The sequence below is a fragment of the Methylorubrum pseudosasae genome (genome assembly GCF_029504475.1).
GTDB lineage: Bacteria > Pseudomonadota > Alphaproteobacteria > Rhizobiales > Beijerinckiaceae > Methylobacterium > Methylobacterium extorquens.
In genome coordinates, this window is sequence record NZ_JAQGDU010000002.1 from 4,225,941 (window position 1) to 4,244,858 (window position 18,918).

At 68.7% G+C, this 18,918-nt stretch carries 17 protein-coding genes and 2 pseudogenes; 5 read left to right on the plus strand and 14 right to left on the minus strand.

Going from position 1 to position 18,918, the window contains the following annotated elements:
• Window positions 1-259: 259 nt before the first annotated feature.
• Together M2437_RS20920 and M2437_RS20925 are read right to left on the minus strand one after the other, a co-directional pair.
• Window positions 260-890, minus strand: a pseudogene (locus tag M2437_RS20920) (ribonuclease D).
• A gap of 109 nt (window positions 891-999) precedes the next feature.
• Window positions 1,000-1,365, minus strand: a complete 366-nt coding sequence (locus M2437_RS20925) for a ComEA family DNA-binding protein (RefSeq protein ID WP_253388579.1) — start codon at window positions 1,363-1,365, stop codon at window positions 1,000-1,002.
• Window positions 1,366-1,682: 317 nt separating this feature from the next.
• Between M2437_RS20925 and M2437_RS20930 the strand changes: the two genes are divergently transcribed.
• From M2437_RS20930 to M2437_RS20940, 3 genes are all read left to right on the plus strand, one after another.
• Complete coding sequence (locus tag M2437_RS20930) at window positions 1,683-2,015, plus strand: CsbD family protein (protein ID WP_003598100.1); 333 nt, start codon at window positions 1,683-1,685, stop codon at window positions 2,013-2,015.
• Window positions 2,016-2,130: 115 nt separating this feature from the next.
• Window positions 2,131-2,976: a PhnA-like protein gene (locus tag M2437_RS20935; protein ID WP_499007010.1), complete on the plus strand. Its 846-nt coding sequence runs from the start codon at window positions 2,131-2,133 to the stop codon at window positions 2,974-2,976.
• Window positions 2,977-3,126: 150 nt separating this feature from the next.
• Window positions 3,127-3,546 carry a BA14K family protein gene (locus M2437_RS20940; RefSeq protein WP_253388581.1) on the plus strand — a complete coding sequence of 140 codons (420 nt, stop codon included), beginning with the start codon at window positions 3,127-3,129 and terminating at the stop codon, window positions 3,544-3,546.
• A 72-nt stretch (window positions 3,547-3,618) separates the two neighbouring features.
• Here the strand turns inward: M2437_RS20940 and M2437_RS20945 are convergent, their stop codons facing one another.
• Window positions 3,619-5,115, minus strand: coding sequence for a sensor domain-containing diguanylate cyclase (locus M2437_RS20945; protein WP_373691157.1), 1,497 nt, complete (start codon window positions 5,113-5,115; stop codon window positions 3,619-3,621).
• 399 nt (window positions 5,116-5,514) lie between these two features.
• Between M2437_RS20945 and M2437_RS20950 the strand changes: the two genes are divergently transcribed.
• Window positions 5,515-6,834, plus strand: a complete 1,320-nt coding sequence (locus M2437_RS20950; RefSeq protein ID WP_253388583.1) for an MFS transporter — start codon at window positions 5,515-5,517, stop codon at window positions 6,832-6,834.
• A gap of 53 nt (window positions 6,835-6,887) precedes the next feature.
• Here the strand turns inward: M2437_RS20950 and M2437_RS20955 are convergent, their stop codons facing one another.
• A complete protein-coding gene (locus M2437_RS20955; protein WP_238506510.1) occupies window positions 6,888-7,319 on the minus strand; it encodes a PaaI family thioesterase in 432 nt (143 codons plus the stop codon).
• Between the two features lie 44 nt (window positions 7,320-7,363).
• Between M2437_RS20955 and M2437_RS20960 the strand changes: the two genes are divergently transcribed.
• Window positions 7,364-7,927 carry a CoA-binding protein gene (locus M2437_RS20960; protein WP_253389655.1) on the plus strand — a complete coding sequence of 188 codons (564 nt, stop codon included), beginning with the start codon at window positions 7,364-7,366 and terminating at the stop codon, window positions 7,925-7,927.
• Between the two features lie 150 nt (window positions 7,928-8,077).
• On the opposite strand, the gene M2437_RS20965 is transcribed toward M2437_RS20960, so the two are convergent.
• The 10 genes and pseudogenes from M2437_RS20965 to cpaB form a co-directional block, all read right to left on the minus strand.
• On the minus strand, window positions 8,078-8,503 hold the full coding sequence (locus M2437_RS20965; protein ID WP_012752863.1) for an organic hydroperoxide resistance protein: 426 nt from the start codon (window positions 8,501-8,503) through the stop codon (window positions 8,078-8,080).
• A gap of 141 nt (window positions 8,504-8,644) precedes the next feature.
• Window positions 8,645-9,907, minus strand: a complete 1,263-nt coding sequence (locus M2437_RS20970; protein WP_015951042.1) for an MFS transporter — start codon at window positions 9,905-9,907, stop codon at window positions 8,645-8,647.
• Window positions 9,904-10,902: a MaoC family dehydratase gene (locus M2437_RS20975; protein WP_253388584.1), complete on the minus strand. Its 999-nt coding sequence runs from the start codon at window positions 10,900-10,902 to the stop codon at window positions 9,904-9,906. The genes M2437_RS20970 and M2437_RS20975 overlap by 4 nt, the downstream gene beginning before the upstream one ends.
• A 100-nt stretch (window positions 10,903-11,002) precedes the next feature.
• Window positions 11,003-11,974, minus strand: a complete 972-nt coding sequence (locus M2437_RS20980) for a type II secretion system F family protein (protein ID WP_003598115.1) — start codon at window positions 11,972-11,974, stop codon at window positions 11,003-11,005.
• A 48-nt stretch (window positions 11,975-12,022) separates the two neighbouring features.
• A complete protein-coding gene (locus tag M2437_RS20985; protein WP_253388585.1) occupies window positions 12,023-12,994 on the minus strand; it encodes a type II secretion system F family protein in 972 nt (323 codons plus the stop codon).
• Entirely contained in the window at window positions 12,991-14,439 is a 1,449-nt protein-coding gene (locus tag M2437_RS20990) for a TadA family conjugal transfer-associated ATPase (RefSeq protein WP_253388586.1), read from the minus strand. The genes M2437_RS20985 and M2437_RS20990 overlap by 4 nt, the downstream gene beginning before the upstream one ends.
• Window positions 14,440-14,486: 47 nt before the next feature.
• A pseudogene (locus M2437_RS20995) lies at window positions 14,487-15,732 on the minus strand (CpaE/TadZ family protein).
• 85 nt (window positions 15,733-15,817) lie between these two features.
• A complete protein-coding gene (locus tag M2437_RS21000) occupies window positions 15,818-16,564 on the minus strand; it encodes a CpaD family pilus assembly protein (protein ID WP_253388587.1) in 747 nt (248 codons plus the stop codon).
• 26 nt (window positions 16,565-16,590) lie between these two features.
• A complete protein-coding gene (locus M2437_RS21005) occupies window positions 16,591-18,099 on the minus strand; it encodes a type II and III secretion system protein family protein (RefSeq protein ID WP_253388588.1) in 1,509 nt (502 codons plus the stop codon).
• Between the two features lie 11 nt (window positions 18,100-18,110).
• Window positions 18,111-18,896 carry a Flp pilus assembly protein CpaB gene (gene cpaB / locus M2437_RS21010; RefSeq protein ID WP_253388589.1) on the minus strand — a complete coding sequence of 262 codons (786 nt, stop codon included), beginning with the start codon at window positions 18,894-18,896 and terminating at the stop codon, window positions 18,111-18,113.
• Window positions 18,897-18,918: the final 22 nt, after the last annotated feature.

The window sequence follows — 18,918 nt, forward strand, 5'->3', positions numbered from 1 at the left end:
GGGTCGGCGCGCTTGCGGTCGCGCCCCGCCGGCCGGATGCTCCGGTGCGGTGGCGAAGTTATGGCCTCGTCTTTGCGCAATGATCAACGGCACCCGCGTGCGTCCTCGCACCGAATGCGGCATGGAACACCGCGTCTCGGCACGACTCCCGCGCGGCGTTGCCGGCTAGCATCGCTCGCGGCACCGCACGGACGCCGCTCGCTCAGCTGCCCTGCACTTTGCCGGATCAGGCCCTCACCTTCGGGAAGGCCCCCGAGTCTCAGGCGTGGGCGAAGATGTCGATCTCCGGCCAGCCGGCGAGATCGAGCTTGGATCGGGTCGGAAGGAAGTCGAAACAGGCCTGCGCCATCTCGGTGCGGCCCTCGCGGGCCAGCATGGCGTCGAGACGCTCGCGGGCGGCATGCAGGTGGAGCACGTCCGATGCCGCGTAGTCGATCTGAGCTTGGCTCAGGGTCCCCGCGCCCCAATCGGAGGATTGCTGCTGCTTGGAGAGATCGACGCCCACGAGCTCGCGCACCACGTCCTTGAGGCCGTGACGGTCGGTGTAGGTGCGGGCGAGCTTCGAAGCGATCTTTGGTGCAGTAAACCGGCGTCGGCATGACGCCGAACGCGTTGAACAGCACCGCTAGATCGAACCGGGCGAAGTGGAAGATCTTGACGACGCCGGCATCGGCCAGGACCGCCTTGAGCCGCTCGGGCGCCGGGTCGCCGGGCCGGATTTGCACCACATCGGCGCTGCCGTCGCCGCGGGACACCTGCACGACGCAGAGCCGGTCGCGATGCGGGTTGAGCCCCAGCGTCTCGGTATCGATCGCGATCGCCGCGCCCGGCGCGAAATCGGGCGGCAGGTCGCCGTGGTGGAGGCGGATCCGGGAGGGGGCGGCAGCCATCGTTGGTTCAAGCGTTTTCAAGGGGTGGGACGGCCCGCGCGTAGCACCGCGCGCGCCGTCCCGATAGCTCCGCCGATCCACGGGCAGATGCAAGTCTACTTCTGACCGTCTATTTCTGTTTGGCGATGATCTGGTCCTTGATGCCGGCATAGACCGCCTCCGGCACGATCTTCTTGCGGACCAACTCGTCCTTGCCCCGGTAGGGGCGGCCCTTGACGATGGCCGCCGAGCGCGCCTCGCCGATGCCCTTGAGCCGGCTCAGCTCCTCGGCGCTGGCCGAGTTGATGTCGATGAGTTCCGCCTTCGCATCCGCCTTGGGCGCGGCGGAGGGCGTGGCGGCCGGCGCGGTTGCGGGGGCGCTGGTCGGGGGCTTCGTGGCGGTGGGCGGCGTGGCCGGACTCGGCGCCTGTGCCAGGGCCGGGGCGGCGGCGAGCCCGATCAGAACGGTGAAGGTACGCAGCAGAGACGAACGCATGTCGATCTCCCGACATCTCGGGGCGGCGGGGCGCCGCGCCGGTTTCCGAGATGTAGGGCGGGCCGGTTGAACCGTCCTTGAACGCGATCCCGCATCGATCCGGGCACTTCGAGCGACGACATCCGTTGGAAACATATCAAGACAGGGCGCGGGCGACATGGCGCGATTGTGACTGTGGATCCGCAGGGTGGTGGCGGAACCCGAGAGTTCGCAACCCGTTCGTGCACCGCTGTCCGGTCGAGCTGACAACCGGCACCGAATGACGCTCCGCCCCGAAAGGCGACGCGACAGGCACTTTTCGAACGAGGAATGCGACCATGGTCGATGGGAACAGGATCACGGGCGCCGCCCGGGAGTTGGGCGGTAAGGTACAGGGCGCGATCGGCGACCTGGCCGGTTCCCACACCGATTCGGCCGAGGGCCGTCTGCGCGAAGCCGCCGGCCGGGTGGAGAACATCTACGGTCAGGCCAAGGATGCCGCGCGGCACGCTGCGGACGAGGCCTACGACACCGCCGAGGACATCTACGATCGCGGTCGCCGCTCCCTGCAGGAGGGACACGAGCGCTCGGTCGAGTGGCCGCACACCTCCCTGCTCATTGCTGGCCTCGTCGGCTTCGGCCTCGGCCTTCTCGTGCGCGGGCGCAACTGACGCCTGACCACGTCTTCCTCGAACGACCCCAGACTCGGAGTACCAGCGTGACTTACCCATCCGCGGCTTCCAACCCTCGCCCATCGACGGCACGCGGAGCCTCGCCCACGAGACCGTGGCCCTCAACCAGGTCTCCTGGGGCGCCGTCTTCGCTGGCGCCGCGACGGCGCTGGTGACGCAGGTCGTCATCAACCTCGCGGGCGTCGCCGCCGGCCTCGCCTCGGTCGGCCTCGACACCGCCGAGAACCCGTCCGCGTCGAACTTCTCCCTCGGGGCCGGCGCGTGGTTCGTCGTCTCCGGCATCGTCGCCTCCCTCGTCGGCGGCCTGATCGCCGGGCGCCTCGCCGGTAAGCCCCTGCGCGGCATCGCCGGGCTGCACGGCTTCGTATCGTGGGCCGTCACCACCCTCGTCGTCCTCTATCTGCTGACCTCCGCCGCCAGCGGTGTCGTCGGTAGCGCCGTCAACACCGTGGGCTCGGCGCTGGGCGGAGCGGGCAACCTCGTCGGCGGAACGGTCCAGACCGCGGCGCAGGCCGCCGCTCCCTCGCTCAGCAAGGTCTCCAATCCGCTCGACCGGATCGAGCAGCGGGTGAAGGATCAGGCCGCCGGCCAGGACCCGCAGGCAGCCCGCGATGCCGCCGTCTCGGCCGTGCGTGCCCTGCTTTCGGGCGACGCCGCCGACAAGCAGCAGGCGGAGACGCGCGCCGCCGACGCGCTCGCCAAGGCGCAGAACATCCCGGTCGATCAGGCGCGCCAGCAGGTCCAGGACTACCAGAAGCAGTACGAGCAGGCGGTCGCCAGCGCCAAGAAGCAGGCCGAAGAGGCGGCCAAGACCGCCAAATCGGTCGCGACCCAGGGCGCGCTCTACGCTGCGATCGCGCTGATCCTCGGCGCCATCGCCGCCTTCATCGGCGGGCTTCTCGCCGCGCCGAAGCCGGCATCCCTGACCGTTCGCGACTAATCCGTCGATCCGGTTCCGTTCCGGTGGTCATTCCGCCGCCGGACGCGGGCACCCGGTTCGCACGTTGTACACAAAGGGCGCCGGCCGTTCGAACCGGCCGGCGCTCCCGATTCGAGTCCAGTCTCGACGATTCAAGGAGTTTCCAGACTGATGAAATCGACCTTCGCCCTCGCCGCCTTGACCGCCCTCCTCGTCGGCACGCCGGCTTTGGCTGCACCCGCGCCGCAGAGCCCGGTCGAAGCCCTGGTTCGGGGCGACCTGCCGACCGACTATGTCCAGTACCGCCGCTACGGCCACCGCCCTTACGGGCACCGTCGCTACGGCTACGGCCGAGGCTATCACCGCGGTCCGGGCGTCGGTGCCGCGGTCGGCGCCGGTGTCGCGGGGCTGGCGGCCGGTGCCATCCTCGGCGGCGCCATCGCCAACTCGCAGGCCCAGGCCGCGCCTGTCGTGGTCCAGGGCGGTGCCGATCCGGAAGCCGTGGCAGCCTGTGCCCGCCGGTTCCGCTCCTACGACGCGCGCAGCGGCACCTATCTCGGCAACGACGGCGCCCGCCACCCCTGCCCGTAAGCGCAACGGCTCACCCGCGCACGCACGATCTCGGTGCGCGGGTGGCCGGGCCGGGGCGGCTGTGCCGCCTGGTCAGGCCGCAGATCGGGTCTGATTCCGCCCGCCCGCCTTGGCCTCGTAGAGCGCCGCGTCGGCCCGCCGGTAGAGATCCTCGACGGTGCCGCCACCGGAATCTACGGCGAGGCCGAGGCTCACGGTGACTGTTCCGGGACCGATGCCGACGGAGGGCATGGCGAATCCGGCGATCGCCTGGTGAATCGTCTCGGAGACGCGCATCGCGCCATCGTGGTCCGTCCCGGGCAGCAGGACGGCGAACTCCTCTCCGCCGACGCGAGCAACGAGGTCGCCCGGCCGGCGAACGCTGGCGCTCAAGCTGTCCGCGAGCCCCCTGAGCACGGCGTCGCCGACCGCGTGGCCGTAGCGATCGTTGTAGCGCTTGAAGTGGTCGGCATCGATCAGGATGAGCGCGAGCGGTGCGCCCGTGCGCCGGGACGTCCCCCAGGCCTGGGCGAAGACCGTTTCGAAATGCCGCCGGTTCGGCAGGCCGGTCAGAACGTCGGTCTGGGCAAGGCGCGCCAGTTCGGCCTGCATGGCCGCGCTGCGGCGCAGTTCCCGCCCGAACAGCAGCGAGAGCAGAACGGTCGATCCGCACAGGACGAGGACCGCCAAGCCGATGACCGCGGCCGTCTCCCGCCATTCCGCCTCGATCTCCCGCGTTCCGAGGGCGACGTTGAGGACGAGCGGCCAATCCCCGACCTGGGTGAAGGTGTAGTACCGCTCGACGCCGTCGCGGACGGAGATCCCCTTGAAGCTGCCTTCGCGCTTGGCGACGAAGTTCTGGAAGGTCGGGGCACCGGTGATGTTCGCACCGATATCGCTCGCCACGAAGGGGTAGCGCATCACGCGGGTGCCGTCGCGCAGGTAGAGGTTGATCCCGCCTTCGCGACCAAGCCCGATCCGGGCGAACAAGCTGCTGAAATAGGACAGTTTCAAGCTCGCCAGCACCACGCCGCCGAAGCTGCCGTCCGGCTTCTCGATGCGCCGGCTCAGCACAATCACCGGTTCGCCAAGCAGACGCGAGATCAAGGGCCGGCTGATGTGCAAGCCGAGACCGGCCTGCGTCTTGTGGGCCTGGAAGTAATCCCGGTCGGCATTGTTGAGCCGGCGGGGCGTGTCGGCGTTTGCATCGATGATGCTGTCGCCGTTCTCGTCGATCACCAGCATGACCCCCATGTCGCGGGCGGTCGCGGCGCGATCGAACAGAGCGATGCGGCGCAAGGACGGGCTGGCACCGGCCAAGCCGGGCACCTTGAGGTTATCGACAACGCCCTGGAGGGACAGATCGATGATCTCGACATTGCGGGCGATGTCGCGCTCGATCACCTGAAGCAGGTTCTTCGAGGTCTGTTCGGCCTTGTCCCAAGCATCCTGGCGAAGCTCGAGCAGCATGATGGCCGAGAGCACCAGCATGCCGATCGGCGCGAGCACACCGAGCATGATCCAGCTCCGGGCGGAGCGGACGTGCCGGGACAGCGGAAGCCACCGCGCCGAAAGCGGGCGTCTCTCCATCCGGTTCTGTTCGCCTTCGGAGATACGCATCGGCTTCGGTCTGACGAATCGGTCGCCCTCTTTGGGGGCGGTGCTCTAAGCAAACCTTTCGCCGGGGCGCGACGTCGACGCCCGATCTGACCATGGCTAAAGCGGTGTTACCGGCAGCGGCGCACGTTCGGCCGAACGGTCGCCATTATCCCAATTCCACGAATTCGTGATCGCGATCTCGGGATTAGAATCCTCAGCAATCGGAACGATCCGGTCGAGCGGGCTTTAGCGCCGGGACCGAACGGGCATGCGGTCGTCTCTAGACTCCGCTTGTGCCGCCCGACCCCTGGAAACGCCGATTTCGCAACGTCCTTTCCGGCGGCGGATCTTCGCCATCCGGGACGCTGCGCTGACCCGTGGACATTGCCGATGCGTGGCGACGCACTTCCCTCGATCGATCCCGCGCCGCGTCAGCCCTCCCGGCGCGCATTGCGCGGACTCGACCTGCTCAACGTCACCCTAGCCGACGTGCGCGACGGCCTCGGCCCGTATCTCGCCATCTATCTTCTGGCCGTGCGCGGGCCCGACCAGGGCTGGAACGAGGCGACGATCGGCCTCGTGATGACGATCGCCGGCATTGCCGGATTGCTCGCCCAGACGCCCGCGGGCGCCCTGATCGACCGCACCAACGCCAAGCGCAGCGTCGTCATCGCCGCCGCGGTCGTCGTCACGGTGAGTTGTCTCGTTCTGCCCTGGATCTCGAATTTCACGCTGGTGGCCGCCACACAGGCGCTCGCCAGCATGGCGGGTTCGATCTTCGCGCCGGCGCTCACCGGCATCACGCTGGGCATCGTCGGCCCGAAGCTGTTCTCCAAGCGCATCGGCCGCAACGAAGGTTTCAACCATGCCGGCAACGCGGTCTCGGCGATGCTGGCGGGCGGCTTGGCCTATATCTTCGGCCCCATCGTCGTGTTCTGGCTCATGGGCCTTCTCGCCGCCTGCTCGATCGTCGCGATGCTGATGGTGCCGGCCGAGGACATCGATGACGACCTCGCCCGCGGCCTCGACTGCGCCGAAGACCAGACCTGCGAGCAGCCCTCGGGCTTGAACCTGCTGCTGCGCAACCGCCACCTGATGCTGTTCGCGCTTCTCTGCGCCGCGTTCCACCTCGCCAACGCGGCGATGCTGCCCTCGGTCGGGCAGTTGCTCACCAAGGTCGTCGGCAAGGACAACGCGACCTCGCTGATCGCCGTCTGCATCGTCGCCGCACAATGCGTGATGGTGCCGATGGCGGTGCTGGTCGGCGCCAAGGCCGACAGCTTCGGGCGCAAGCCGATCTTCCTCGTCGCCTTCGGCGTGTTGGCCCTGCGCGGTGTGCTCTACACCTTCTCCGACAACCCGTTCTATCTCGTGGCGGTGCAGTGCCTCGACGGCGTCGGCGCCGGCATCTACGGCGCGCTGTTCCCGATCGTGGTCGCCGACCTCACCCGTGGCACCGGCCGGTTCAACGTCGCCCAGGGCGCGGTCGCGACGGCGCAGGGGCTCGGCGCGGCGCTGAGCGCGACGCTGGCCGGCGTCGTCATCGTCGGCGCGGGCTACTCGGCGGCCTTCCTCGTGCTCGCGGCGATCGCGGCGGCGGGCTTCGCACTCTACCTGCTGTTCATGCCCGAGACCTTTGCCTACGAGCCGCGCTCTACGGACGTGCCGCCCAGAGCTCCCTCTACACCTTTGGGGGCGCCGGCCGAGTAGGGCTCGCCTCCGGGCCCAGACCGCGCCTCCGCCGCATTCGCTGGAGCGCGGCCTCACCGCTCCGGCGGGATCGAGTAGGTGCCGGTGGCGTGGGCAACGAGCGCCTCTGCGCCCACACTCCGGATCGCGACTTCGCCCACCGCGAGGCGCCGGCCCAGCTTCATCAGGCGGCATTCGGCGACAAGGGCGGCGGGGCCGGGCCGGCGCAGGAAGTTGACGTTCAGGCTCGTCGTCACGGCGAGCGCGACCGGGCCGATATTCGCGAGGATCGCCGCGTAGAGCGCGTAATCGGCCAGCGCCATCATCGAGGGGCCGGACACCGTGCCGCCGGGGCGCAGGTGGCGCTCGTGGTAATCGAGCCGCATCCGTGCGGAGAGCGGGCCAACCGCCTCCAGGTGGTAGTGGCGCCCGCCCGCATTCATCTGCGGGAAGTCGCGTTCGAGGAAGGCGGCGGTCTCCGCCAAGTTCATCACGGTCTCGCTCATGCCTGAGCCTTGCAGCATGCCGACGCATGGCGGACAAGGGCGGCATGATCCCGACGATCGACGACGCGCCTGACGGTATCGCCACACGGCACGACCGCTATCCCGATGCGCAGATCCGCACCGTCCTCAAGGAGGCGCGCTCGATCGCCCTGGTCGGCGCCTCGGCCAATCCGGCGCGGCCGAGCTACATCGTGTTCAAGTATCTGGCCGAGCGCGGCTACACCGTGACGCCGGTCAATCCGGGGCTGGCGGGCCAGCCCCTGCTCGGCCGGCCGGTGATCGCCCGGCTCTCGGACCTGACCGGGCCGGTCGACATGGTCGAGATCTTCCGCAATTCCGCCGCGGCGGGACCGCTGGTCGATGAGGCGCTGGCGCTGCCGGTGCCGCCGAAGGTGATCTGGATGCAGCTCGGCGTGCGCGACGACGCGGCCGCTGCGCGGGCCGAGGCCGCAGGCATCACGGTCATCATGAACCGCTGCCCGAAGATCGAATACGGCCGGCTCTCCGGCGAGATCGGCTGGACCGGCGTGAACTCCCGCATCATCAGCGCGAAGAAGCCGGTGATGGCCAAGGGCGGCGTGCAGAAGCGGACGATCGAGGGGACGTAACCTCCTTATCGCACCCTCATCCTGAGGTGCGCCGCGAAGCGGAGCCTCAAAGGATCTTCCAGGGATCGCGAGAACGCTGAAGGATCCTTCGAGGCCGCTTTCGCGGCACCTCAGGATGAGGCGTACATGGGATCACGGGTTGGAGGTCGCTTACGCCACCGTCAGACCGACATCGACATTCCCCCGCGTCGCGTTGGAATACGGGCAGATCTGGTGGGCCGCTTCGACGAGGCGCTCGGCGTCGGCGCGGTCGAGCCCCGGCAGGCTCACCTTGAGGTCGGCGGTGATGCCGAAGCCGCCCTCGGAGCGCGGACCGATGCCGACTTGGGCGGTGACGGTGGTGTCGGCGGGCACCTTCAGCTTGAGCTGGCCGCCCGCGACCTTCAGCGCGCCGATGAAGCAGGCCGAGTAACCCGCAGCGAAGAGCTGCTCGGGGTTGGCGCCGGGGCCGCCCGCGCCGCCGAGCTCCTTCGGGGTCGAAAGCTGGACCTGGAAGTTGCCGTCCTCGGTGCGGGCGGAGCCGTCGCGGCCACCCGTGGCGGAGGCGGTGGTGCGGTACTTCACATCGACGGTCATGGGTCTGTCCTCATGTTCGGGGCGAACGGGGATTGCTCCGCTCGGCTCCGAACCGGGATAGCCGTGTTTTAGATTGCGCGCAATCTAAATCGTGCGCAATTCATTTCTTGGGGCTGGGCCACTCCCCTCGCCCGTGCGGCGTCAGGCGTCCCGCCCCGTCTCCGGCATGGCGATGACGGCGGCAAAGCTGATCCCCGCGGCGACGGCGAGATAGAGTCCGACGAAGCCGATGCCGCCCGACTCGGCGAGCCATTGCGCCGCGAAGGGGGCCCCGGAGGCGCCGACGATACCGGCAAGATTGTAGGTCACCGAGGCGCCGGTATAGCGCACCCGGGTCGGGAACAGCTCGGGCAGCAGCGCGCCCATCGGCCCGAAGATCCAGCCCATGGCGAACAGCGCGAGGCAGAGGAAGGCGAGCACCAGGGCGGGTTCGCCGCTGCCGAGCATCGGCCCGAGCACGGCGCCGAGCGCCCCCGTGACCGCGAGCCCCGAAAGCATCACGGGCTTGCGTCCGAATCGGTCGGCCGCCCATCCCGATAGAGGGATCGCCAGCGCCATGAACAGGATCGCCACGCACTCGAACAGCAGAAAGGATTTACGTGCGTAACCAAGCGTGCCGGTGCCGTAGCTGAGAGCGAACACCGTCGAGAGATAGAAGACGGCGTAGGCCGCCACCATCGCCAGCGTGCCGAGCAGCGTTGCGCGCCGATGTGCGGAGAAGATCGTGGCGAGGGGCACCCGTTCCGGCGGCGCCTGTTCGAGGGCGGCGCGGAAGGCCGGGGTCTCGGTGAGCTTCAGGCGGACATAGAGCCCGACACCGACGAGGACGGCCGAGGCCAGGAAGGGCAGACGCCAGCCCCAGGCCTCGAAATCCGCCGGGCTTAAAGCCACGCTGAGCCCGAGGAACAGAAGGTTGGCGGCGATGAAGCCGATCGGCGCGCCCAGTTGCGGGAAGATGCCATAGAGGGCGCGACGCCCCGGCGGCGCGTTCTCGACCGCGAGCAGGGCCGCCCCGCCCCATTCCCCGCCGAAGCCGACGCCCTGGCCGAAGCGCAACAGGCAGAGCAGAGCCGGCGCCCACCAGCCGATGCTGGCATAGCCCGGCAGGCAGCCGATCAGGACCGTAGACAGCCCCATGATCATCAGCGAGGCGACCAGCGTCGCCTTGCGCCCGATCCGGTCGCCGAAATGCCCGAAGGCCGCCGCCCCGATCGGCCGGGCGAGGAAGGCGATGGCGAAGGTCGCAAACGCTTGGAGCGTCTGAACGCCGGGCTCGCCATGGGGAAAGAAGATCGGCCCGATCACCAGCGCGGCGGCGGTGGCGTAGATGTAGAAGTCGTAGAACTCGATCGCGGTGCCGACGAAGCTGGCGACGAGGATCCGGCGGGCGGACGGAGCGCTCATGCAGCCGGGGGCTCCCACTGCCAGAACACCGTGCCGGTGAATTCGAAGACCGGCTCGCCGCGCTGATTCTGCGCGGTGTTGTGGTGCGTGGCGATGCCCCAACCGGGCCGCGAGCGGGAGGCGCGCCGGTCGATGAGCGTGCTGGCATAGCGGATCGTGTCGCCGGCATAGACCGGCCGCAGCCATTTCAGATCCTTGAAACCCGGCGAGGGGCCGAGCTGCGGCACCGAGCCGGAGCGGGCGGTGAGGGCGATGTCCCGGGCGAAGGTCGCGTTGAGCCGCTTCATCCAGACCGCCGCGGTCTGCCAGCCCGAGGCGCAGAGCGCGCCGAAATGCGTGGCCCGCGCCGCCTCGGCATCGAGATGGAAGATCTGCGGATCGTAGGCCCGCGCGAAGGCGATGATGTCATCCGCCTCGAAGCGGTGGGCGCCGAGATCGCGGGTCGTGCCGAGTTCGGCCTCAGCGAGATAGGGCAGCGGCACCGCGTCGTCCGGCTCCGCCACGGAACCCGTCTCCGTCGAGAGTTCGACCGGGCGCGGTGCGGGCACGGCGCCGGCACGCGCGAACAGCACCGCGAAGGCCTGGGTCATCACCGCCTCGCAGCGCCCGTTCGTCAGCGTCATCGAGAGCCGCGCCATGCCGCGGTCGGGCTTCGAGGATGACGGGCGGACCTCCTCGACGCGGATCACCGCGCTCAGGGCATCACCCGGCAGGACGGGCCTCAGCCAGCGCAGGGCGGTGATGCCGGGCGATCCCATCGAGGTGGACTGCGAAACCAGTGACTGCGCCAACAGGCGCATGCCCAGCGCCGCTGTCTGCCAGCCCGAGCCGATCAGGGTGCCGACGAAGGTCTCCTTCGCGGCCGCCTCGTCGAGGTGGAAGGGCTGCGGGTCGTATTCTCGGGCGAAGGCGACGAGTTCGTCACGGCTGACGGTGATCGGCCCGGCGGCGTATTCCTGACCGGGTGCGAGATCGTCGAGGGAAAGCAGAGCCATGGGGTGCCGCGTCGCGGTGGAGATCCGCGCGTGGCTACAGCATCGAACGGCCGAGTGCATCCGGGGATCGGGCCGAGGCGGGCGCTGACCCCGAAGCCGCTTACTTCATCGCCTCGTAGACCTGGATGCCCGCCGGCGTCAGGAGAACCACGAACAGCACCGGCAGAAAGAACAGGATCATCGGCACGGTCAGCTTCGGCGGAAGCGAGGCGGCCTTCTTCTCGGCCTCGGTCATGCGGTAGTCTCGGCTCTCCTGCGCCAGCACGCGCAGGGCTTGCCCCACCGGCGTGCCGTAGCGCTCGGCCTGCATCAGCGCCGTGGTCAGCGACTTAACGATCTCCAACCCCGTGCGCAGGGCGAGATTCTCATAGGCGACGCGCCGCTCGGGCAGGAAGGACAACTCGGCGGTCAGCAGCGCCAGTTCCTCGGCGAGCACGGCCGATTGGCTCGCGACCTCCAGGCTGACCCGCCGGAACGCGTTCTCGACCGACATGCCCGACTCGACGCAGATGAGGCACAGGTCGAGGGCGTCGGGCCAAGCGCGGCGGATCTCCGCCTGCCGCTTGGAGGTGATGTTCGACAGGTACACCTCCGGCAGCTTGAGACCGAAGAAGCCGGCAGCAAAGACGAGACCGAGCCGGATGACGAACGGCTGGTCGAGCACTTCGAGCACGAACAGGTAGAACAGCGCGACGGCCGTGAGGGTGATCGGCATCACCAGGCGGAAGAAGAGGAAGGCGGTCTCGGCCCCGGCGCCGCGATACCCGGCCCGGATCAGCTTGGCTTTGGCGGTCTCCGTCCCGAGCCAGCGGCCGAGGTTGAACTGCTCGACGACCCGCTTCATGTAGGCCTTCGGTTCCGCACGCAGCGTCGTGCGGCTGTTGAGCCGCTCGCGTTCGCGCTGACGGATCTGTTCGCGCTCGTCGCTGACGAGCTTCATCCGCTTGGCGAGCGGGTCGCCCTCGATCAGCGGCTGCACCAGGGTGAAGGCCGTCGCCGCCGCGGCGACGCCCGCCAGGACCGCAGCGATGGTTCGGGGCGCGAACGCAGTGTTGACGAAGTCATCCAGCATCGGTGTCCGGCCCAGTCCGCCCCTTCACGTCGCCTTCCGGCGCGCGACTTAGATGTCGAAATTGATCATCTTCTTCATCACGAAGACGCCGGTCAGCATCCACAGACCCGAGATCACGAGGGCGATCTTGCCGAACGAGGTGGTCCACAGGAGCGCGGTGTAATCGGGACTCGACAGGTAGGTCCCCCCGCCGACCACGAACGGCAGGGCGCCGATGATGGCGGCCGAGGCCTTGGCCTCCATGCTCATCGCCTGGATCTTGCCGGCCATCTTCTTGCGCTCGCGCAGCACCCGCGACAGGTTTCCGAGCGCCTCCGAGAGGTTGCCGCCGGCCTTCTGCTGAATGCCGATCACGATGGAGAAGAAGTTCACCTCGGTGACGGGCACCCGCTCGTACATGCGCAGGATCGCGTCGGACATCGACAGGCCGAGCGCCTGGGACTCCATCGTCACCCGGAACTCGCTGCGCAAGGGCTCCTTCGCCTCGCGCGCGATCATGCGCAGGCAGTCGCCCAGGGGGATGCCGGATCGCAGACCGCGCACCACCACATCCATGGCGTTGGGCAATTCCTCGATGAAGGCCTCAACCCGCCGCTTCTGCCGCCGCTTGAGCCACCAAGCGGGCAGGCCGAACCCGCCCACGAACAGGGCGAGCCCGGCGACGATCACATTATGCGAGACGAGGAAGGCGGCCAGCGCGAGGACGACGGCGGTGATCGCCGAGACGACCCGATACTTCTGGCGGCTCCAATCGAGGCCGGCGCGGGCAAGGCGGAGTTCGAGCGTGACCTTGGTCTTGTCCTTCTTGGCTTCGAGCTCCTTGAGGCTCTTGGCGACCTGCTCGCGGCGGCTGGCGGCCGCGCCGCGCTCCGCGAGCACGGCCTGCGGCTGACCCAGCGCCTTGCGACGCTGCTCGGCCCGCCGCTCGCCCGAGAGGGCGGGCATCAGGAACACGTAGGCGAGCGAACCGGCGGCCACCGCCACGAGCCCGACCGCCAGAGGGGCGTTGAGCGCGCTCACGATGCCGCCTCCCCTTCGGCCACGGCGGCGTCGAGGGCGGCGGCCAGCGCCCGCTCCTCGCCGTAATAGCGTGCCCGCTCCCAGAAGCGCGGACGGCCGATCCCGGTGGAGCGGTGGCGGCCGATCAGGCGCCCGTTCGCGTCCTCGCCGAGCACGTCGTAGACGAACAGATCCTGGGTGATGATGACCTCACCCTCCATCCCCATCACTTCGGTGATGTGGGTGATGCGCCGGGAGCCGTCGCGCATGCGCATGGCCTGGATGATCACGTCGATCGAGCCGGTGATCATCTCGCGCAGCGTGCGCGAGGGCAGCGAGAAGCCGCCCATCGTGATCATCGATTCGATACGCGCGAGGCATTCGCGCGGGGAGTTGGCGTGCAGCGTGCCCATCGAGCCGTCGTGGCCGGTGTTCATCGCCTGCAGCAGATCGAAGGCTTCGGGTCCGCGCACCTCGCCGACGATGATGCGCTCGGGGCGCATGCGCAGGCAGTTCTTGACGAGGTCGCGCATGGTGACCTGCCCCTGGCCCTCCAGGTTCGGCGGCCGGGTCTCCAAGCGAACCACATGCGGCTGCTGGAGCTGAAGCTCGGCCGCGTCTTCGCAGGTGATGATGCGCTCGTCGTGCTCGATGAAGGCGGTGAGGCAGTTGAGCAGGGTCGTCTTGCCCGAGCCGGTGCCGCCCGAGATCACGACGTTGCAGCGGACCTTGCCGATGATCTGCAGGATCTTCGCGCCCTCGGGCGAGATCGCCCCGAAGCGCACGAGCTGGTCGAGGGTGAGCTTGTCCTTCTTGAACTTACGGATGGTCAGCGCCGGCCCGTCGATGGCGAGCGGCGGAGCGATGACGTTGACGCGCGAGCCGTCGGGCAGGCGCGCGTCGCAGATCGGCGAAGACTCGTCCACGCGGCGGCCGACCTGGCTGACGATCCGCTGGCAGATATTCATCAGTTGCTGGTTGTCGCGAAAGCGCACGGAGGTGAGCTGGATCTTGCCGGCGACCTCGATGAAGGTCCGGTCGGCGCCGTTCACCATCACGTCGGCGATGTCGTCGCGGGCGAGCAGCGGCTCCAGCGGACCGTAGCCGAGCACGTCGTTGCAGATGTCGTCGAGCAGCTCCTCCTGCTCGGCGATCGACAGCACGATGTTCTTGAGACCGATGATCTCGGAGACGATGTCGCGGATTTCCTCGCGCGCCGCCTCGCCTTCGAGCCGTGCGAGCTGGGCGAGGTCGATGGCCTCGATCAGCGCGCCGAAGATCATGCTCTTCGTGCGGAAGTAATCCTCGGATTTCGGCTGCTGCGCCTGCGGGACCGGGGCGCTCGCCGCCTCGGGACGCGCGCGCACGGCCTCCTGCTGCAGGACCGGCGGGGTGACGTTCGCCGGTCCGGCTGCGGGAGCGGCCGGGGCGGGAGCCGCTGCGGTATTGGAGCGTCGACCGAACATGGCGCCGCGCCTTCAGCAATCTTGGGAGAAAAGAGCGCAGGACACCGTCAGGACGCCTTCTTGCGCGTCAGCCGGGCGAGCAGCGGTTCCAGGAGGTTGGCCCGGACCCGGCGGATCTCGGTCCGGCCGGTCACCGCCGCGGCGAGATCGGAGAAGATCTCCGCCGGCTTGGAGCCGGCCTGGACCTCGGCGATCATCTGGCCGTTATTGGCGGCGGTGCCGAACAGGGCCGGATCGAAGGGAATGACCGCCTGGAGCGGGACGTCGAGCGCCTTAGAGAACTCGGCCGCCGCGATCTCGGGCCGCTTCGGCACGCCGACGCCGTTGAGGACGACCCGCGCCCGCGCATCGTTGGGACGCTGCTGATGCAGCAGGGCAAGCAGGTTCTTGACGTTACGCAGGCCCGCCAGGTCCGGCGGGGCGACGATCAGGATCTCGTCGGCGCTGATCAGCACGCGGCGGGTCCAGGCCGACCATTGATGCGGCACGTCGAGAACGATGCAGGGCACCGCCGCCCGCAGCAGGTCAGTGAGCGCATCGAAGGCCGGCTCGGTCAGGTCGACGGTGCGATCGAGGGTGGCGGGCGCCGACAGCAGGCTCAGGTTGTCGGCGCATTTCGAGAGCAGGCGGTCGAGCAGGTTGGCATCGAGGCGCTCGGGCGCGAACACCGCCTCGGCGATGCCCTGAGGCGGATCCTGGTTGAAGTTGAGGCTCGCCGTGCCGAAGGCGACGTCGAGGTCGGCGATCACCGTCGCGGTGCCGTGCTCGCGGGCCACCGTCCAGGCGAGATTCTGGGCAACCGTCGAGCTGCCGACGCCGCCGCGCGCACCGTAGACGGCGACCGTACGCCCCACCGGCTTCGCGCCCGGTGCCGCAAACAGATCGGAGACCGCGGCGATCATCGCGACCGGCTCGACCGGCGCCATCAGGTACTCGCTCACCCCCCGCTGGATGAACTGCCGGTAGAGCAACACGTCGTTGACGTGGCCGATCACCAGCACCTTCGTGCCCTCGTCGCAGACCTCGGCGAGCTGGTCGAGACATTCGAGCGGCCGAGACTTGAGATTCAGGAATTCGAGCACGATCACGTTGGGCGTAGGCGCGTGCCGGTACGCCTCCAGGGCTGCGGCTCCCCCGCCCCATCTGCACCTTGACGTGGGCCTTCTGCATCCGGCGTTCGGCGGCGATGCCCTCGATCATCGCAGCCGTTTCCGGCGTCTCGCAGAAAGCCTGGATCGTGATCCGCGGCACCGGGGCGATGGTCCGCTCTGAAGCCTCGTATGTGTCCGGCATGATGCGTGGTTTCCGGTTCTTTTGCCGATTGGGCGCGGCCGGTGATCGACAGAGGCTCGAGGAGGCGCGCGAGCGGCCGGCGAGGCTACTGGCTCTTCACTTCGCTGCTGACATTGGTCTGTCCATCCTGACGCCATTGCGTTGACGGATCCTTGCCCTCGCGGAGCTGGCCGAGATCCTTGGTGCGCAGGACCGTGTCGATACGGCCCTCGGGCCGGCCGCGTACGAGGTCGATCGGATCGGCGACCTGGGCGGCGACGTTGGACTGCATCGCGCAGCCGAGATTCCATGTCGGCTCGTTCGACCAGTTGGACCGCAGGTCGCTGGCGCCGAGGTCCCTCGGCCAGAGCCCGCACTTGTCGGCGACCTTGGCCTGCATTCGCTGGAAGCTCAGGCGCAGGGGCGAGGCCAATGTGGGGTTGGCGATCGGGTAGGCAGCCACCCGCACGCCGGCGGCCGGCACGCCCATCTCCGTCGCGAGGCGCCGGATCGACGCGCCGGTGCGCTCGACGGGCCCGGCCAAAGCCGGCGATACGCCGCGCGGCAGCTCGACGAGGAGGATGCCGCGGCCGTAGCGCCGGTACTCGACGAGGAAGGCCTCAATGTCGGCGCGCTGACGCGGATCGATATGGCCGATTCCGGTGGGGAACACGTCGAGGGTGCGGTCGGCATCGGCGAGCACGATCGGGTGGCGGGTGCGCACGTCGATCGGGTAGGTCGAGCCGGTGGTCTCGACCCGATCCGCGCGGCAAGCGCCAAGCCCGGCGGCAAGAAGCACGGCGGCGGCGACCGGCCGGGCACGGGAGACGAGGGTGCGGGCGGGGGAGGACATCGTGATTCGATCCTGAATGGACGGGGTCAGTCGGCGATGAAGCCGACCCGGCCGCGATAGGCCGGCCCGAGGGTGCCGCCGCCGATCGTGCCGTAGATCTTGTTCAGGCGTCCGAGCAGCACCGCCTGCCCGTCCGGCGCATCGACGAAACCGTCGTCCGGCCGCTGCACCTGCCGCGCTTCCATCGGCTGCGCGATGTAGGGGGTGACCATGATCATCAGCTCGGTCTCGTCCCGCTGGTAGTCGCGGGAGCGGAACAGGGCGCCGAGGATCGGAAGGTTCATCAGCCCGGGCAGACCGGAGATGGCAGCCCGGTTCTTCTGCTGAATCAGGCCGGCGGTCATCATCGTCGCGCCGGAGGCGAGCTCGACCGTGGTCTCGGAGCTGCGCTTCGTCGTGCCCGGCACCGGGGTCGGACGATCGTTGAGGTAGTAGGTAAAGCTGTTCTGAGGATCGAGATCGACCACGTCGGTGGCGATCCGGACCGAAATCCGATTCTCGGCCATCACGACGGGGGTGAACGCCAGACTCACGCCGTAGGGCTTGTAGGTCAACGCGACGACGCAGCCCTGGCTGACCGACGTGCCGATCGAGACGGTCGAGGCCGCCGAGCAGCTCAACGGCACCGGGATTTCACCGCCCGCCGTGAATTTCGCCGACTCACCGGAAATCGCGGTCAGCGTCGGCTCGGCCAAGATGCGGGACACGCCGGCTTGCTCGAAGGCGCGCAAGGTGGCCTTGAAGGAGAATCCCCCCGTTTGGACGGATGCCGTCAGAGCGTTGGCGTCCGGGCTCCGTGAACCGGTCAACGGAAAACCCGTATTGTTCGTCAGGAAGTTGCCGCCCAGCGGGTTGAGCGCCGACCAATTGCCGCTCGTGCTGATACCGAACTGCTTCAGAACGGTGCGCGCCACCTCAACCACGGTGACGCGGATCATCACCTGATCCTTGTTGCGGATCGTCAGGTTGTTGATGACGGCGCCGCGGGTCGCGACACCGCCGCCGGCCGCGATGCCGACGAAGGCGTTGGCGATGTCGAGCGCCTGCTGCGCCTCCGAGGTCGAGTTCACGCTGCCCGAGAGAACCAGCGAATCCCCGACCGCCTTCACATCGAAGCGACCGCCGGGCAGGCTCTGCTGCAGCGACTGCCGCAGGACGTTGATGTCGCGGGCGATGGTGACATCGAGCGCCGCGATCTGGCGTCCCTCGCCATCCATCACGAAGATCGAGGTGGCGCCGTTGTCGATGCCGATCAGGAAGAGCTTGCGGCTGGAGCGAACGACCGCGTTCGCAACCGCCGGGTTGGCGACGAACACCTCCTTGGCGTCGCGCGGTAGGTCAACGATGAGGGACCGGCCCTTGCTCAGTTCGACCCGACGGGAAACCGCCGCCTCGTTGGCGCCGATCGTCAGGACGGGGGAGGCACCGGAGAGGCCGGCTTGCGCCGAGGCCGGACCAGTCAGCATCGTCGACGCGAGACCGGCGCCGGAAAGCAGGAGAAGGGCAAGTCCGCGGAAGCGAGAGGCGGTCGTCATCGGTCCTGTCCTCACCGGCGCTGCTGCTTGGCGACGCCGAATCGCACCACGGTCATGGGGCCCTCGGGCGGCATGTCGGCCTCCTCGGAGAGGGCGGCGGTCCGCGCGGAATCCTGGATGCTGCGCAGCACGAGGGAGAGCTGTCCGACCTTCTGCGCCAGCGTGACGGTCTCGGCCTGGCTCGGCGTGAGGGCCAAGGTGGCCGTCTCCGCCGTCACGACGTTGGCGCCGTTCTTCTCCTGCACGATCTGCCCGACCGCGAGCACGCGCACGTCGGTCAGCAGCGTCTCGGCGAACTGCTCGGTGCCCTCGTTGCTGGTCTTGATGACATCGACATGATCGTTCGGCAGGACGAAGCCGCCCGCCGAACTCGATCCGCGCGTGTCCGTGGTGATCGCCACCGCCCGCATGCCGGGCGGCAAAATCGCCGACATGAAGCCGCTGCCGGCCTTGACCAGGCGTTCGCGCCGGATCGGCTCGTTGGCCGAGAAGCCGGTCCGGATGATCGCGCCGACGGAGTCCTCGAGTCCTTTCGGGGCGGCGCGGCGCTCGATCAGTCCGGGCGAAATCGCCTGTTCGGGCCAAGCTATCCAGCGCAGATCCTCGGGCTTGAGGGTCTGACCCATCGGCAGTTCGGCGGCAGCGACGAGGACTTCGCTCATCGGGACCGGCGCGACGGGCTCGGCCTTGGCGACAGGAGCGGGCTCGGGTGCTTTCTCCTCTCCCTGCATCAGCAGGGCGGCGCCGCAGCCGGCAACGAGTGCGATCCCCAAGACGGCGAGACGGGCTGGTTTCATGGCAGGCGCGGAACCGTGACGA